At 34.0% G+C, this 15,602-nt stretch carries 17 protein-coding genes; 9 read left to right on the forward strand and 8 right to left on the reverse strand.

The features are described 5' to 3' along the window. Positions 1-38: 38 nt before the first annotated feature. Complete coding sequence (gene rplU / locus RM542_RS01060) at positions 39-716, reverse strand: 50S ribosomal protein L21 (RefSeq protein ID WP_311383851.1); 678 nt, start codon at positions 714-716, stop codon at positions 39-41. A 270-nt stretch (positions 717-986) separates the two neighbouring features. Here rplU and RM542_RS01065 point away from each other — a divergent pair, with 270 nt between their 5' ends. Together RM542_RS01065 and RM542_RS01070 are read left to right on the forward strand one after the other, a co-directional pair. After that, positions 987-2,309 (forward strand): pitrilysin family protein, encoded by a 1,323-nt coding sequence (locus tag RM542_RS01065; protein ID WP_311383852.1) that lies wholly within the window; start codon positions 987-989, stop codon positions 2,307-2,309. A gap of 1 nt (position 2,310) precedes the next feature. Continuing rightward, complete coding sequence (locus RM542_RS01070; protein WP_311383853.1) at positions 2,311-4,383, forward strand: pitrilysin family protein; 2,073 nt, start codon at positions 2,311-2,313, stop codon at positions 4,381-4,383. A 25-nt stretch (positions 4,384-4,408) separates the two neighbouring features. Here RM542_RS01070 and RM542_RS01075 read toward each other — a convergent pair whose 3' ends face one another. Next, positions 4,409-5,302, reverse strand: a complete 894-nt coding sequence (locus RM542_RS01075) for an EamA family transporter (RefSeq protein WP_311383854.1) — start codon at positions 5,300-5,302, stop codon at positions 4,409-4,411. 136 nt (positions 5,303-5,438) lie between these two features. Here RM542_RS01075 and RM542_RS01080 point away from each other — a divergent pair, with 136 nt between their 5' ends. Beyond that, complete coding sequence (locus tag RM542_RS01080; protein ID WP_311383855.1) at positions 5,439-5,762, forward strand: heavy-metal-associated domain-containing protein; 324 nt, start codon at positions 5,439-5,441, stop codon at positions 5,760-5,762. Between the two features lie 4 nt (positions 5,763-5,766). Beyond that, the gene (locus tag RM542_RS01085; RefSeq protein ID WP_311383856.1) at positions 5,767-6,195 is read left to right on the forward strand and encodes a hypothetical protein; all 429 of its coding nucleotides are present in this window, start codon (positions 5,767-5,769) and stop codon (positions 6,193-6,195) included. A 1-nt stretch (position 6,196) separates the two neighbouring features. Here RM542_RS01085 and gldD read toward each other — a convergent pair whose 3' ends face one another. From gldD to mutY, 4 genes are read right to left on the reverse strand one after another with little or no spacing between them, the layout of a single operon-like run. Continuing rightward, positions 6,197-6,751 carry a gliding motility lipoprotein GldD gene (gldD, locus tag RM542_RS01090; protein WP_311383857.1) on the reverse strand — a complete coding sequence of 185 codons (555 nt, stop codon included), beginning with the start codon at positions 6,749-6,751 and terminating at the stop codon, positions 6,197-6,199. Next, a complete protein-coding gene (locus tag RM542_RS01095; protein WP_311383858.1) occupies positions 6,741-8,069 on the reverse strand; it encodes a gliding motility-associated protein GldE in 1,329 nt (442 codons plus the stop codon). Before RM542_RS01095 ends, gldD begins: the two co-directional genes overlap by 11 nt. A 24-nt stretch (positions 8,070-8,093) precedes the next feature. Next, positions 8,094-8,558 carry a single-stranded DNA-binding protein gene (locus RM542_RS01100; protein ID WP_311383859.1) on the reverse strand — a complete coding sequence of 155 codons (465 nt, stop codon included), beginning with the start codon at positions 8,556-8,558 and terminating at the stop codon, positions 8,094-8,096. Between the two features lie 22 nt (positions 8,559-8,580). Further along, positions 8,581-9,612: an A/G-specific adenine glycosylase gene (gene mutY, locus RM542_RS01105; RefSeq protein WP_311383860.1), complete on the reverse strand. Its 1,032-nt coding sequence runs from the start codon at positions 9,610-9,612 to the stop codon at positions 8,581-8,583. A 112-nt stretch (positions 9,613-9,724) separates the two neighbouring features. Between mutY and RM542_RS01110 the strand changes: the two genes are divergently transcribed. From RM542_RS01110 to RM542_RS01130, 5 genes are all read left to right on the forward strand, one after another. Continuing rightward, positions 9,725-10,015, forward strand: coding sequence for an HU family DNA-binding protein (locus tag RM542_RS01110; protein WP_311383861.1), 291 nt, complete (start codon positions 9,725-9,727; stop codon positions 10,013-10,015). 260 nt (positions 10,016-10,275) lie between these two features. Next, the gene (locus tag RM542_RS01115) at positions 10,276-11,823 is read left to right on the forward strand and encodes a ribonuclease E/G (protein ID WP_311383862.1); all 1,548 of its coding nucleotides are present in this window, start codon (positions 10,276-10,278) and stop codon (positions 11,821-11,823) included. A gap of 65 nt (positions 11,824-11,888) precedes the next feature. Next, a complete protein-coding gene (locus tag RM542_RS01120) occupies positions 11,889-12,092 on the forward strand; it encodes a DUF4177 domain-containing protein (RefSeq protein ID WP_311383863.1) in 204 nt (67 codons plus the stop codon). A 3-nt stretch (positions 12,093-12,095) separates the two neighbouring features. Further along, positions 12,096-12,920, forward strand: coding sequence for a DUF3667 domain-containing protein (locus RM542_RS01125; RefSeq protein ID WP_311383864.1), 825 nt, complete (start codon positions 12,096-12,098; stop codon positions 12,918-12,920). Positions 12,921-12,923: 3 nt separating this feature from the next. Beyond that, positions 12,924-13,379: a regulatory protein RecX gene (locus RM542_RS01130; protein ID WP_311383865.1), complete on the forward strand. Its 456-nt coding sequence runs from the start codon at positions 12,924-12,926 to the stop codon at positions 13,377-13,379. A gap of 45 nt (positions 13,380-13,424) precedes the next feature. On the opposite strand, the gene RM542_RS01135 is transcribed toward RM542_RS01130, so the two are convergent. Both RM542_RS01135 and bioB read right to left on the reverse strand, forming a co-directional pair. Further along, on the reverse strand, positions 13,425-14,291 hold the full coding sequence (locus RM542_RS01135; RefSeq protein WP_311383866.1) for a cupin-like domain-containing protein: 867 nt from the start codon (positions 14,289-14,291) through the stop codon (positions 13,425-13,427). A gap of 70 nt (positions 14,292-14,361) precedes the next feature. Next, on the reverse strand, positions 14,362-15,447 hold the full coding sequence (bioB, locus tag RM542_RS01140) for a biotin synthase BioB (protein WP_311383867.1): 1,086 nt from the start codon (positions 15,445-15,447) through the stop codon (positions 14,362-14,364). Positions 15,448-15,602: the final 155 nt, after the last annotated feature.

A 15,602-nucleotide genomic window follows, 5' to 3' on the forward strand; every position in this document is an offset into this window, starting at 1 on the left:
TTTCTACGGTTTTATATTGTTATACCAGATGGTTGACCTTATGCCTTACCACCGTCTAATTCATCTTGCCATTTTTTAAGCTCATCCCACTTACCATCAGCTGCTAATTTAGCTTGTGCTGGCCAAGTGTCAGTAACATGATTACCGCGAACTTCAGAAATAATTTCAGAAATTTTTGCTGGTTTAGCTTTCGCTAAATCAGCAAAAGTAGCGATACCTGCTTCAATTAGAGTTGAAGCAATCTTTGGTCCAATACCTTCTATTTTCTTTAAATCATCAGCTTTTGCTTTGGCAGTTGCCTTTTTAGCTGGAGCTGCTTTTTTAGGAGCTGCCTCTTTTTTTGGAGCGGCTTCCTTTTTTGTTGTTGCTGCTTTAGTCTTTGCCGGAGAAGCTTTCTTAGCTCCCTTAGCAACAATGCTTTCCACAACAATCTCAGTCAAAGATTGTCTATGACCATTCTTCTTTCTGTAACCTTTACGTCTTTTCTTATGAAAAACGATTACTTTATCACCTCTAAGGTGCTTAACGACTTTGGCCTCTACGGCCGCACCGTCTATGACTGGGGCGCCAATAGTAACGCTACCATTATCATCTAAAAGAAGTACTTTATCAAAAGTTACCTTTTTACCTTCTTCAGCTTGTAAACGGTGAACGTACACTTTTTGGTCTTTCGCAACTTTAAACTGCTGCCCTGCCATCTCTACAATTGCGTACATACTGATTATATTAAATTATTCACTGAGCTATTTTCTCAAATAGCGGGTGCAAATATACTGCTAAATCCTTAATCTACAAGAATTTTTAGCCATTTAAGTAAATTATTTCTTCCCATTGAGAACAATTTAATTATCTGACTAATTCTTCTATAATTTCTTGTTAAAGAAATAGTAGTTTTCATTCCGACACTACAAAAAAATTATATTCGTGTAACATTATTAAGAATTGTAATACAAACATTTAAAATCTTTAATTCTAAACACTAAAAAATGAAAAAAAATTGCTTGAGTTTCTTTGGCGTTCTTTTTTCAATGAGCTTAGTTTTTTCGCAAGAAGTAGCCTTTGAAGAATACGATTTAGATAACGGTATGCATGTAATTCTGCACCAAGATAATAACGTACCAGTAGTAACTGTTGCCGTCTCGTACCATGTTGGGTCAAAAAATGAAAATCCGAATAAAACAGGGTTTGCTCATTTCTTTGAGCATCTTTTATTTGAAGGAACTAAAAATATTGAACGTGGTGAATGGTTTAAACTTGTGTCTTCCAATGGTGGCAGTAATAATGCAACCACAAACTATGATCGTACCTACTATTATGAGAATTTTCCATCAAATAATCTAGAATTAGGACTTTGGATGGAATCGGAGAGATTACTTCATCCTGTTATCAATCAAATTGGAGTAGACACTCAAAAAGAAGTTGTACAAGAAGAAAGACGACTACGAGTAGATAATGCTCCCTATGGTAGATGGCAAGAACAAATGTTCAAAAACCTATTCACCAAACACCCATATAATTGGACTGTTATTGGTTCACTAGAGCATTTGGCTAGTGCTTCGTTAGAAGACTTTCAAAATTTCAATAAAAAGTTTTACGTACCAAACAATGCCGTATTAGTAGTGGCAGGAGACTTGGAAATAGAGAAAACAAAAAAAATGATTCAAGATTATTTTGGTCCTATTCCTCGAGGTGCTGATGTTGTTCAGAACACTTTTATTGAAGACCCTATACAAGGGCCTGTAAAAGTTAAATTTGAAGATCCAAATATTCAAATTCCTCTAATAATGATGGGGTATCGCACACCTGGTCAGACCGAACGTGATGCTTATGTGCTTGATATGATTTCTACATATTTGAGTGATGGTAAAAGTTCCAAGCTTTATAAAAAGCTAGTAGACGATAAAAAAATGGCTTTACAAGTATTTGCTTTCAATGGTTCTCAAGAAGACTACGGTGCCTATATCGTAGGGGGCTTACCTGTTGGGGAAACATCTTTAGAGGATATTATGAAAGAGGTTGATGAAGAAATAGTGAAGGTTCAAACGGAACTAATTTCAGAAAAAGATTACCAAAAACTTCAAAATAAAGCAGAGAATAATTTTGTGAATTCAAATAGCAGTATCGCGGGAATCGCTGGTTCATTAGCAAATTACCATTTACTTTATGATGATACTAGCTTAATTAATACTCAAATAGATATCTACCGCAGCATCACCAGAGAAGAGATTAGAGATGTTGCCGCTAAATATCTTAAAGTAAATGAGCGTGTAGAACTGGAATATCTACCTGAACAAAAAAATGCTAACTAAGATGAAAAAGAATATATTATTCGCAATACTGACATTGTTTTTTACAATTTCATATGCACAAATAGACCGCACACAACAGCCAAAACCAGGACCTGCTCCGCAGATTAACTTGGAAGAACCTAACACTTTTGAGTTGAAAAATGGTTTAAAAGTAATGGTTGTTGAAAATAGAAAATTGCCGAGAGTATCAATACAGTTGGATATTGATAACCCACCAATTCTTGAAGGAGAAAAAGCTGGAGTCTCTGGTCTTATGTCTAGTATGCTTGGCAATGGTTCAACTACTATTCCAAAAGATGATTTTAATGAAGAGGTAGATTTTTTAGGAGCAAGAATTAATTTTGGTTCTCAAAGCGCGTTTGCAAGTAGTCTTTCTAAATATTTTCCCAGAATTTTAGAACTTATGGCAGATGCGGCCATTAACCCTAATTTCACTGCTGAAGAATTCGAAAAAGAAAAAGCAAAATTACTTACAGGGCTAAAAGCAGAAGAAAATGATGTTTCTGCCATAGCGAATAGAGTTCAGAGAGCATTGGCCTACGGAACTAAACATCCATACGGAGAAATTACCTCTGAAGCGACTGTGAACAATGTCACTTTGTTGGATGTTGAGGAATTTTATAGAGACTATTTTGTACCAGCTAATGCCTATTTAGTTGTCATTGGTGATATTAATTTTGAGGAGGTTAAAGAATTAGTAACAAAAGCATTCACGCCTTGGACAAAGGCAACACCTCCTTCATTGAGCTATACTAAACCAACAGATGCGCAATACACTCAAATAAATTTTGTTGATATGCCCAATGCCGTGCAATCAGAAGTGGCTGTTCAAAGTTTAGTTGAATTGCAAATGAAAGATGATGATTACTTACCTGCTTTAGTAGCGAACCAAATTTTAGGTGGAGGCGGTGAAGGAAGGCTATTCTTAAATCTTAGAGAAGACAAAGGATATACCTATGGTTCATACTCTTCAATCGGAAATGATAAATATCAACCTGTTCGATTTACAGCAGAAGCCCAAGTACGTAATCAAGTTACAGACAGTTCTGTTGTAGAAATTTTGAGTGAAATTGACCGTATAGTTAATGAACCGGTTACTGCTGAGGAATTAAAAAATACAAAAGCCAAATATGTTGGGCGTTTTGTAATGGCTTTAGAGCGACCGCAAACCATTGCTAATTATGCACTAAATATTCAAAAAGAAGGACTATCAAAAGACTTTTATAAGACATATTTAGAACGTATAAACGCGATTACAACGGAAGATGTTCAGAAAGCGGCCAAAAAATACTTTACCACCAATAATGCGCGTATCGTAGTCGCTGGAAAAGGAAGTGAAGTCCTTGAGAATCTTGAAAAAGTTTCTTTTAATGAAAAGACCGTTCCTGTTTTATACTATGACAAGGTTGCTTCAAAAACTGGGAAACCAGATTATAACAGCGCTATCCCTGAAGGAATCACAGCAACTACAGTTATTGAAAAATACTTAGAAGCAATTGGTGGAAAATCAAAATTAGAAGCTGTTGAATCATATGCCATGTTGGCCGAGGCAGAAATGCAAGGGATGAAACTGGAGTTAGAAATGAAGAAAACCTCAAAAGAGCAATTTATGCAAGATGTTAGAATGATGGGGAACTCTATGCAAAAACAGGTCATTGATGGTGATAGAGGCTATATGATGGCTCAAGGTCAACGCAAGGATTTAACTGAAGAAGAAATAACAGCATTAAAAGAAGAGTCAGCAGCTTTTCCAGAATTAAATTATCTTATCGCTGGTGATATTACTTTAGAAGGCATTGAAGCTGTTGGTGATAAAAAAGCGTATAAGCTTAAAATCACCGACGAGAAAACTGTTTTTTATGATGTTGAATCTGGCCTAAAACTTCAAGAAGTAACTGTGCAAGAAATGCAAGGTCAAACTGTTCAACAGAATATGATGTTGAGTGATTATAAGGTAGTATCTGGAATACTTTTCCCATTTAAGTTATCTCAAACTATGGGGCCTCAAAAATTTGATTTTATCGTTAAAGAGATAAAAGTTAATGAAGGAGTATCCGCAGCAGATTTTGAATAATCTAATAGCTTTTTCTAATTAAAAATCAAGACGTCTTTCGAGGCGTCTTTTTTTTGTTTACTAAATAAACTCCGACCAATATTAATAAAGCAGCCAAAAACTGACTTAAGGTAAATTTTTCTCCATCTAAAATTCCCCAAAAAATACCTACTATAGGTATTAAATAAGTTACAGAAACTGAGAATACTGCCGAAGAAATTTGAACTAATTTATTAAACATTATTTTAGCAATGCAAGTGCCTATAACGCATAAAATGATAATATAACCTAGCGAGCTCCAAAAATGTTCGCCCGAAGTAACCTGGATGCTAAAAAAGCCTGAAAATGGCAGGACGATTATGGCAGGTATAATAATAGCAGCAAAATTGCCAACGGCAATACCCATTGGAGTAACATTTTGTAGTTTGCTTTTAATAATATTCGCATTACACGCATAACAGATTGTGGCAATAATCACAAAACCAGCATACCAATAGTTTTGATTTGGGTTCACTCCTTTACCAAAAAAAATCAAAAACGCTGCTCCGATTAAACCAACTAAAACTCCTATTAATTGGTTCTTTGAGAATGAAATTCCGAAAGCAAAAAGCCCCACAAATAAGGTAAATAAGGGCACTAAAGAATTCAAGATTGCAGCAATGCTACTATCTATTTCAGTCTCTGCGTAGGCAAATAAAAACATTGGAAAAAAACTACCAATAAAACCTGATAAAGCAATCCATTTCCATTCTTCTTTTGAAATTTTTTTTAAAGATTTATATCCTATTAAAAATAGAAAAAAACCAGCAATAACAATTCTTGCAGAACCTAATTGAATAGGGGTAAAACCTTCTAAACCTTTTTTAATTAAAATATAAGAAGTACCCCAAATGATGGATAATACAAAAAGATAAATCCATTTTCTATTTTGTTCGGTCATTATAATCTTGGATTATAGTTTGGTATACTAATCTCTGAACAAAGGTATTCTTATTAAGAGCTAAATGACCAGAATTAAGATAAGATTTAGGTTCTAATTAAAGTTCTTATTACTTTCACTTTATAAAGTTTTTTTCATGCGATTTAAAAAAAATATTCTGCCTTTTATAGCCCTATTAGCAACAATATCATCTTTTGGTCAAAAGCAACAGACAAATTTAACAACCATTGAAATCACAATATCCGGAATGGCCTGCCAAGAAGGTTGCGCAGATGTTATCAATGAAAACATCAAAAACTTGACAGGAGTTCAAAATTCAGAAGTAAGTTTTGAAATCGGAAAAGCTATTGTCTCTTATGATTCATTGATTATTCCAATTGACAGTATAAAGCAAAAAATTATAGCAACAAAAGTTAAAAATTACAACTATGTTATTGAAGCAATTCAGACTAAACAATAAAAACATGTTTAATCATCTTAATAAAATTGCCTTACTTTTTATTCTAGTTTTTTCATTTTCTTGTAAACAAGAAAAAAAAACTGAAGAAGAAAAGCCAACTCAAATGGAACAAGTAATGATCGTTCATGATGAAGTAATGCCTAAAATGGGAACGGTTTCAAAACTTGTGGCGCAATTAAAATCTAAAGTTGATTCAACCGAAACTGGTATGGAATATCAAGCGGCTATGAGAGATCTTCAAAAAGCCAATAAATCGATGATGGATTGGATGATGGGGTTTGGAAATCGTTTTGATTCTGATGAAATATTGAATGGAAAAGAACTTACTTCTGAAAAAAAAGAATGGTTAAACGAAGAGGAGGAGAAGGTTAACGCTTTAAAAGAACAAATAAATATGAGTATAGAGAAAGCTCAATTACTATTAGAAAAATAATTTAATCTTTCCATTCTAAGCTTTCCATAATCTTTCGAATATCATTTTGCAAATAAATTGCAGCTGGGAAAATGGAATCATAATTGGGCTTAGCGTAAAAATAAAGCGAGCCCGTTACGAAGTTCTTAGTACTATCAGTTGCGTAAAATTGTGATTGAGATGCAGCATTTCCCGTTATTTCATAAAACATCCCAAATACCCTTTTATCATCATTAATAAAGGGTTGCTCAACAATATTATCAGCTTTCACAACATGTTCATATGATAATTTTTGAGCGTCATTTAATAATGTTTTTAAATCGTCATTTACTGGTTTGTATGTTAAATATATTGAGCCTTTTATAGTCGGGTAATCTAGTGTAAGACCGTTAATGTTTTGTTGTTTTACGATTGCAATATTATTCTGTTCAAAAACAAAATTTGGAGTTTCTGATTTAATGTAAGATGCTGTGGGATAATCAAGTCGCATCATTGCTTTTGGCTTAGGCAAAACCTCATCATTACATGCCAAATTGAAAAACACACAAGCCAATAAAATTAATATGCTATACTTCATGAGGTAGTTTTACCTTGATTTGTTTTAAGCGTTTTTTGTCTAAACTTTCTACAGTAAATACAAATTCATTAAAAATAACCTTCTCCCCTCGCTTCGGAAAACTTCCGGAAATTTCTAACACGAAACCGGCAATGGTTTCAGACTCACCCTTATTGTCTTCAAAGAGTTCATCATCATCTAGTTTAACAACTCTGTAAAAATCTTTCAACGTTGTTTTTCCTTCAAAAACATATGTTTGATCATCCAGCTTTGAATAAATCAAATCTTCATCATCAAATTCATCACTAATATCGCCTACTATTTCTTCAATAATATCTTCTAAAGTTACAATACCTGAGGTGCCGCCATATTCATCAACTACAATTGCCAAGTGCTTTTTTTGCTCTTGAAACTCTAGCAGTAAATCATCAAGTTTTTTATTCTCCGGCACAAAGTAAGGTTCTCGAATTAGAGATATCCAATTAAACGATTTTCTGTCAATATAAGACAGCAAATCTTTAACGTACAACACCCCTAAAACATTATCCATGTTCTCTGAAAAAACAGGTATTCTAGAATATCCATTTTTTTTAATTTCTTGAATTACTTCAGGAAATTTCATCTCTTCATTCAAAGCAAAAATATCAATACGAGGTCGCATCACCTGTTTCGTATCTGTATTACCGAAAGACACAATACCTTCTAAGATTTTTTGCTCCTCTTTGGTAGTATCACCTTCTGAGGTTAATTCTAAAGCTTGTGATAAATGATCAACACCAAAATTTGATTTTTTTTTACCTAATTTATCTTGAAGGAACAAAGTAGCCGAACGCATAGGCATGCTGATTGGTGTAAAAATAGTATCCAACACTCTAAGTGGCGAGGCCATAAAATGTGAGAATTGAACTCGATTTCTATTGGCATATATTTTAGGAAGAATTTCACCAAACATTAATATTAAGAAGGTCGCAACTAGAACTTCAAGAACAAAACGAACAGAAATTACACCAAAAATAGTTTGATTAATCGTTGAAAACAAGATATCTCCTATTGAACTAAAAAGAAGCACAATACCAATGTTTAAGGCATTATTAGCAATCAATATTGTAGCTAATAGCTTTTTTGGCTTCAATAAAAGCTTAAGAATCAGCTTACCTCTGCTAGTATCTTCTTCTTCAATTTCATTCAAATTGGTTTGAGATAGGCCAAAAAGAGCAACTTCTGCACCAGAGATTAAGGCTGAAAAAAGCAAAAGAATTAATAACACCAAAACTTTTACAATAAAAACTCCATTAAAGACAATTGCTATTAAGGATAAACTGTAAGGGTCAGGGTCCAATGCCGAGTAATTTAATTTTACTTATTAAAAAGGTAAATCGTCGTCCGGTTCGGAGTTTGAAACCGGTGTAACTGAAGCTTGAGTCGTTGGTGGTTGGGTTGGCGCAGCTTGTTGATTAGTTTGACCACTCTGCATATTGGCACCAGCTTCATTCTTATTAGTTAGAAAGGTAAAATCTTGAACATGAACTTCTGTAGTGTATCTTGTATTGCCATCTTCACCTTGCCACTGTCTATTTTTTAATCTGCCTTCAACATAGACTTTATCGCCTTTGCTTAAATATTTTTCACAAATCTCAGCAGCCTTGTTTCGAACCACAACATTATGCCAGTCAGTATTTGTTACTTTTTCTCCAGTTTGTTTGTTGGTATAGGTTTCATTAGTAGCAATAGGAAATCTACCAATACACCCACCACCTTCAAAATAGTGCATTTTAACTTCATCACCTAAGTGCCCAATTAGCATTACTTTATTTACTGTTCCGCTCATAGTGAATCAAAAGTACTAAATTTTAAAAGCTTCGGATAAAATCTGCTATTAAAACTGGAACCGGATACTCCTCCAAACTTTTCCATGATACAGCTTTTGGCAAATTCCCTTCAACCTCAATAATCCAAAACTTTGTGTGAAGATGTTGATGAGATAGTTTATGAATTATTGGCTTTTCATTAAAAAGAGAAATTTCATACTTTTTTATGTTGGAATAGTTTTCTGAAACCCTCTTTGAAACTTGATTAATATTGGCCTCGGACTCTGATTCAAACAAGGGAAATTGATAAAGATTTTGCCATATTCCTTTGCCTGTGCGCTGCTCCAATATGGTGTGTTTTTTAGAGTCCAAAAAAATTAGATAATTAAAATTCTTCTTCTTAACCTTTAATTTTTTGAGCTTAATTGGTAATTCATGAACTCGATTTTGTGCTAAAGCAACACAATTTTCACTTAAAGGACAATGAAGACAATAAGGTTTTTTAGGAGCGCATTGAATTGCTCCAAACTCCATAATACCCTGATTATAATCACGAATTTCTTTAGTATTCATAACTTCTCCAGCAAGTTTTTTAAAATGCTTTATTCCTGCTGTTGAATTAATAGGGAGTTCTATACCATAATAACGTGCCAATACTCGATAAACATTGCCATCAACCACGGGCTCGGCTTGGTCAAAACAAATAGAAGCAATGGCACTTGCAGTATAATCACCAACTCCCTTCAATTTAATTAGACCTTCATAAGTATTCGGAAAAGAACCATTAAACTCATTAACCACCATTTTAGCAGTAGCATGCATATTTCTAGCTCGGGAATAATACCCTAAACCTTGCCAAAGTTTAAGTACTCTTTCCTCGCTTGCCGAAGCCATATCTTTAACAGTAGGAAACTCCTTTATGAATTTTTCATAATAAGGTAAGCCTTGAGCAACTCTAGTTTGTTGGAGCATTACTTCGGATAACCAAATATTATATGGGTTACGAGTTGAACGCCATGGAAGTACACGTTTATTCTCAGCGTACCAATTCAAAATTTCATAGGAAAAATTCATGTATGAAAATACTATAAGATTAAAGTAACAGTTTATATACTTAAATTTTAGGGCTTTATGTAAAACATTTATATATTTGCAAGCCTAAAAAAAACGAAAATATAAATACGAAATGACGAAAGCGGATATTGTATCTAAAATCTCAGAAAAACTGGGTATTGAAAAAGGAGACGTACAAGCGACTGTAGAATCTTTTATGGAAGAGGTTAAAACCTCACTAGAGAGTGGAGATAATGTTTATCTAAGAGGTTTTGGTAGCTTTATTATCAAAACTAGAGCTGAGAAAACAGGAAGAAATATTTCAAAGAATACAACCATCAAAATTCCTGCACACAATATTCCTGCTTTTAAACCTGCTAAGGTTTTTGTAGAAGGAGTAAAAAGTAATGTACAGGTAAAATAATTTACTAACGAAAAAGCAACGCGAATATGCCGAGTGGAAAAAAGAGAAAAAGACATAAGGTAGCTACACACAAGCGTAAGAAACGCCGGAGAGCTAACCGACACAAGAAAAAGTAGTCAGCTGACTACTTTTTCGCTTTAATACGTTCATTGACATCATGGTTAAAAAATTTTTAGTACTTGATTGGTCTTTATAGATCAAACAATATATATGTTAAATCCATTCGTCTCAAAATTAGAGACGGATATAAATCGAAACAGGTGAATAGAGAATTAATCGTAAGATCTAGTTCTGATGCTGTCGATTTTGCCTTATTAAAAGATGGAAAACTTATTGAACTTCACAAAGAAGAAGACAACAATAGCTTTTCGGTTGGGGATATTTTCCTCGCCAAAATCAGAAAACCCGTTACGGGCCTAAATGCAGCCTTCGTAAATGTTGGTTATGAAAAAGATGCCTTTCTGCATTATCATGACCTTGGCCCACAGCTAGCTTCTATGCTAAAGTTCATTAAGCAAGCAAGAACGGGAAAACTCAAAGATTTTTCCTTAAAAGATTTTCCATTTGAAAAAGATATTGATAAGAATGGCTCGATAAACGAAGTTATCAAAGCCAATCAATCGTTATTAGTACAAATTGTAAAAGAACCCATTTCAACCAAAGGACCAAGAATTAGTTCTGAGCTTTCAATAGCCGGGCGCTATTTGGTCATGGTTCCTTTTTCCGACCGCGTTTCAGTTTCTCAAAAAATTGAAAGTAATGAAGAAAAAAGTAGGCTTAAAAGACTTGTAAAAAGTATTAAGCCAAAAGGGTTTGGAGTAATAATTCGTACCGTGGCAGAAGGCAAAAAAGTCGCAGAACTCGACAAAGATCTCCAAAACTTGCAGACAAAATGGACTGCAATGTGCAAAACGTTGTATAAAGCCGAACATCCGTCGAAAGTATTAGTTGAACTCAACAGAGCTTCTTCAATTCTAAGAGACATTTTTAATGATTCTTTTACAGGAATTCACGTAGATGATGAAACGCTTCATGACAATATTAAAGACTATGTGCACGAAATAGCTCCGCAGAAGGAGTCCATTGTAAAATTATATAGTGGTTCAGCCCCCATATTTGAAAAATTTGGGATTGAACGACAAATTAAAACCTCTTTTGGCAAAACTGCCACAATGAGTAAAGGAGCTTACCTTGTTATTGAACATACTGAAGCTTTACACGTAATTGATGTAAATAGCGGTAACCGTTCAAATAAAGCAAAAAATCAAGAAGATACCGCATTGGAAGTAAATATGTTGGCAGCCGCAGAAATTGCAAGGCAACTTCGTTTGCGAGATATGGGTGGTATAATTGTTGTTGATTTTATTGATATGACAAGGGGTGATCATCGTAGAAAACTCTTTGATTTTCTTAGAGATGAAATGAAAGATGACCGCGCTAAGCATAAGATTTTACCTCCAAGTAAATTTGGTTTAGTACAAATCACAAGGCAACGGGTAAGACCTGAGATGAATATTAAAACCAGCGAAGAGAACCCTAACGGTTCTGGCAAAGAGGTAGAAGCGCCTATTGTTTTACTTGATAAAATCAATTTTGAGTTAGAACGTATTTTAAAAGGCCCGAATAAGAATAAAAGTATCGTACTCAATATACATCCTTTTATAGCAGCTTATTTGACTAAAGGAGTGCCTTCCATTCGTCAAAAATGGTTTTTAGAGTATAAAAAATGGGTTAAAATTCAACCTAGAGATGCCTATACTTATCTTGAATATAGATTTAAAGATAAACAGGGCAAAGTAGTTAGATAACAAAAAGCGACTTCAGTAATGGAGTCGCTTTTTTTGTATCTTGTTTTTAACAAACGTAATACAAAATGAAGGAATATAAAGTTGAATCATTTATTTACTACTCTAAACTTAAACTTGACACAAAACATATCTTAAAAGATTCTACAAAAGATATACAGGTAAAACTAGACGAAATGGCTAAAGAAGGATGGAAATTATCCTCGACTGACGCCACAAATTTTGGCGCGGCAGTATACATGTATTTATATTTTGAACGAGATGTAAAATAGTCTATGGAATGTAAAAACTGTGCATATGAAATTGACGAAAATGAATTTTATTGTCAGCATTGCGGAGGTAAAATTATAAGAAATCGTATTTCGTTAAAATTATTGCTTTCTGAGGCAGCAGCTAATATTTTCGGTTGGGACAACAAATATTTTCTAACTGTTAGAGGTTTATTTGTTTACCCTGGAAAACTACTACAACAATATATTGACGGTACCAGAAAACGTTATATGAACCCTATTAGCTTTTTGTTGATAGGACTAACCTTGGGCATATTCTTCTTTAATATTTTTAGTGAACAGTACTTGTCCATAACGGAAAAAGCCAATGAATCTCAGCTTGAGTGGATGGCTCAAAATCTTGGTGGTATTTATGAAAGTGATGAATTTCAAGAAAAATCAAGGGCAGATTCAAACAAAATGCAAGAATTTCTCCTTCGGTATTTAAATATTATTACTTTAATTAATTTACCCCTTTATGCCTTATTATCGTGGTCAGTATTTAGAAAACGCTATAACTTTGGTGAACATTTAGTCGTTAATTCTTATCTACAAGGCGTAGGTTTTCTTTTTTCTATACTTTTCTTCTTTGTGGCGATTATAGTTCATCCTTCTTTGTTTTTTTTAAGTTTACTCGGTACTTTTTCACTTTATTGTCATGCCTACAAACAACTTTATAAGCTAAGTTGGTCAGAATTGATCTTAAAAATTCTTCTTTTTATTGGGATTCTTATTGGTCTTTCAATTGTTTTGGGTATAGCATTCTTTGTAATTGGTTATATAGGTGCAAGATTTGGTCTTCTTGATTTTGAGAATTTGATTAAAATGTAATAAATGACATTAAGAGAAGCCAAAAGAAAGTTAGAAAACTATTGTGCCTATCAAGAACGTTGTCATAAAGAGGTAATTGAGAAGTTAAAAGGAATGCGTATGATTCCTGAGGCTATAGATCAAATTGTAACTCAACTTATTGAAGATAACTTTTTAAATGAAGAACGCTTCGCTAAAAGTTTTGCCAGAGGAAAATTTAATATTAAAAAGTGGGGTAAAAACCGAATTGTAAATGAATTAAAACAACGTCAAATCTCTAGATATAATATTACCGCCGCCTTAAAAGAGATTGACGAAGAAACTTATATTGAAACCCTTGATACCCTTGCTAAAAAAAGATTAGAACAAATTACTGAAACGAATCTTCAAAAAAAACGTAAAAAACTAGCTGATTATCTTTTATATCGAGGCTGGGAAAGTCACTTGGTATATGAAAAACTAAGAGAATTAATTAAGTAATCTTCTGTGTTCTATACCCTTTTTATCAAATAGAAGTGCAATACCTTACGCTTTTACAATAGCATCAGTATTTTTTATGGCCCTCTCATTCTTCCAATCAATCCATTTTTGACCCTTAACCCTTCTCATAATATTGTCAAAATAACGCATCACCAAAAGATTATAAACTGCCTTTATGAAATTTCTTGGCTTTCGTGCAATAGCCCTTAAACTCATTGAAAAACCTGGAGTAATATATTTCATATAATGCCAATACCCTTCAGGTATGTAAAGAACGTTACCGTGTTTTAATTGAGTAGTAAAACCCTTAGCATGTTTTAAAGCTGGCCATTTATTAAAATCAGGTTTTGAAAAATCAATATCCTCTCTTACAATTAAAGAATGTGGCACCTTATATAGAAATTTAGTTTCAGACTGGGAGTAAAGAATGCACTCTTTTTCACCTTCAAAATGGAAGTGAAAAATATTCGCCAAATCAATGTCGTAATGCATAAAAGTATGAGACCCCTTACCACCAAAAAAGAGCATAGGTAAGCCCTTCATTAAACTTAGTCCAAAATCAGGATAATTATAATCTTTTTGAAGTTGAGGCAACTCTTTTAAAGCATTCCATAAAAAAATTCGAAACTTAGTGGGTTTACTTTTTAAAAGATCAACATAATCAGCCATTTTCATGGTAGCATGAGGCTCATTAAAGCCTTCATCATGTGCAACTGGGCGATCATCATAAAGAGGAACTTGCTTATCACCAGCAATCTTTTTCATATAATCTAAACTCCATTTAGAATATGCAGGCCAGTCTTTTATAAATTGTTCTATAACCACAGGTCTCTGTGGCTTAAAATAATCTTTTAAAAACGCTTCTTTAGTAAGCGTTTTAACGCGTGGTATTTGTTCTAGGTTAAGTCCCAAATTTTAAAAATTTAGAAAAACTAAGGTAGTAAACGAATTATAATTGGGGAATAATCACAAATTCTTCTACTTATTTAGCGTTTTGCTTGGCTAATTCGTTACGTTCAATTTTATGACCTGGACGAGACCATTTTGGCTTTTCACCTAAAGGCTGATATTGAGAATCTTTAGCCTCTATAGTTTCTGGTTGGGATACCTTTGTGAAAGGCTTTTGTGTGTTTAAACCTAATAATTTAAACATCTCCATATCTTCATTGACATCAGGATTTGGAGTTGTTAGTAATTTATCCCCCGCAAAAATAGAATTAGCACCTGCAAAGAAACACATAGCTTGCCCCTCTCGCGTCATTTCAGTTCTCCCCGCTGAAAGCCTAACTTGTGTTTCAGGCATTACAATCCTGGTCGTTGCTACCATTCTAATCATATCCCAAATAGCGACAGGCTCAATATCCTCCATTGGTGTACCCTCAACAGGTACTAAAGCATTAATTGGCACCGATTCAGGTTGCGGACTCAAAGAAGCTAAAGCAACCAACATACCAGCTCTATCTTCCAATTTTTCACCCATACCAATAATACCTCCACTGCAAACAGTAACATTTGTTTTTCGAACATTTTCAATAGTATCTAAACGGTCTTCAAACGTACGAGTAGAAATTACATCTTTATAATAATCCTCTGAAGTGTCTAGATTATGGTTGTATGCATATAAGCCTGCTTCCGCTAATCGTTTGGCTTGATTCTCCGTAATCATTCCTAGGGTGCAACAAACCTCCATATCTAATTTATTGATAGTTCGCACCATCTCAAGAACTTGGTCAAATTCGGGTCCGTCTTTAACGTTACGCCAAGCGGCACCCATACAAACTCTAGAGCTACCCGAAGCCTTTGCTCTTAATGCTTGTGCTTTCACATGAGGAACAGTCATCAAGTCATTACCTTCAATGTCGGTATGATAACGTGCCGCTTGTGGACAGTACCCACAGTCTTCAGGGCAGCCGCCAGTTTTAATAGAAAGTAAGGTTGAAACCTGAACTGTATTTGGATCATGACTTTTTCTATGAACAGTAGCGGCTTCATAAAGCAACTCCATTAACGGTTTATTATAAATGCCAAGAATCTGTTCTTTCGTCCAATCGTGTCTTATCTCGCTCATAGGTCAAAAATAGGAAATTCTAAAAAAGAAAACCGAAGTTTTCACTTCGGTTTTTTAGTCAAATCAGAACTTGTTTATTCTTCTTTTTTTTTATCAGCTGCAGCCTTTTTTATCTCAGCTTGAACTTCCTCAGAAGTAATGTCCTTACCCTTTAA

It is taken from the genome of Croceitalea sp. P059 (assembly GCF_031846365.1).
Taxonomy (GTDB): domain Bacteria; phylum Bacteroidota; class Bacteroidia; order Flavobacteriales; family Flavobacteriaceae; genus Croceitalea; species Croceitalea vernalis.

Excerpts from the sequence above, each read along its gene's own strand:
- RM542_RS01110 (WP_311383861.1), top strand. The coding sequence starts at position 9,725 with ATGACGAAAGCGGATATTGTATCTAAAATCTCAGAAAAACTGGGTATT.
- RM542_RS01125 (WP_311383864.1), top strand. The coding sequence starts at position 12,096 with ATGGAATGTAAAAACTGTGCATATGAAATTGACGAAAATGAATTTTAT.
- bioB (WP_311383867.1), bottom strand. The coding sequence starts at position 15,447 with ATGAGCGAGATAAGACACGATTGGACGAAAGAACAGATTCTTGGCATT.
- RM542_RS01065 (WP_311383852.1), top strand. The coding sequence starts at position 987 with ATGAAAAAAAATTGCTTGAGTTTCTTTGGCGTTCTTTTTTCAATGAGC.
- RM542_RS01130 (WP_311383865.1), top strand. The coding sequence starts at position 12,924 with ATGACATTAAGAGAAGCCAAAAGAAAGTTAGAAAACTATTGTGCCTAT.
- gldD (WP_311383857.1), bottom strand. The coding sequence starts at position 6,751 with ATGAAGTATAGCATATTAATTTTATTGGCTTGTGTGTTTTTCAATTTG.
- RM542_RS01075 (WP_311383854.1), bottom strand. The coding sequence starts at position 5,302 with ATGACCGAACAAAATAGAAAATGGATTTATCTTTTTGTATTATCCATC.
- RM542_RS01120 (WP_311383863.1), top strand. The coding sequence starts at position 11,889 with ATGAAGGAATATAAAGTTGAATCATTTATTTACTACTCTAAACTTAAA.
- rplU (WP_311383851.1), bottom strand. The coding sequence starts at position 716 with ATGTACGCAATTGTAGAGATGGCAGGGCAGCAGTTTAAAGTTGCGAAA.
- RM542_RS01085 (WP_311383856.1), top strand. The coding sequence starts at position 5,767 with ATGTTTAATCATCTTAATAAAATTGCCTTACTTTTTATTCTAGTTTTT.
- RM542_RS01100 (WP_311383859.1), bottom strand. The coding sequence starts at position 8,558 with ATGAGCGGAACAGTAAATAAAGTAATGCTAATTGGGCACTTAGGTGAT.
- RM542_RS01080 (WP_311383855.1), top strand. The coding sequence starts at position 5,439 with ATGCGATTTAAAAAAAATATTCTGCCTTTTATAGCCCTATTAGCAACA.
- RM542_RS01070 (WP_311383853.1), top strand. The coding sequence starts at position 2,311 with ATGAAAAAGAATATATTATTCGCAATACTGACATTGTTTTTTACAATT.
- mutY (WP_311383860.1), bottom strand. The coding sequence starts at position 9,612 with ATGAATTTTTCCTATGAAATTTTGAATTGGTACGCTGAGAATAAACGT.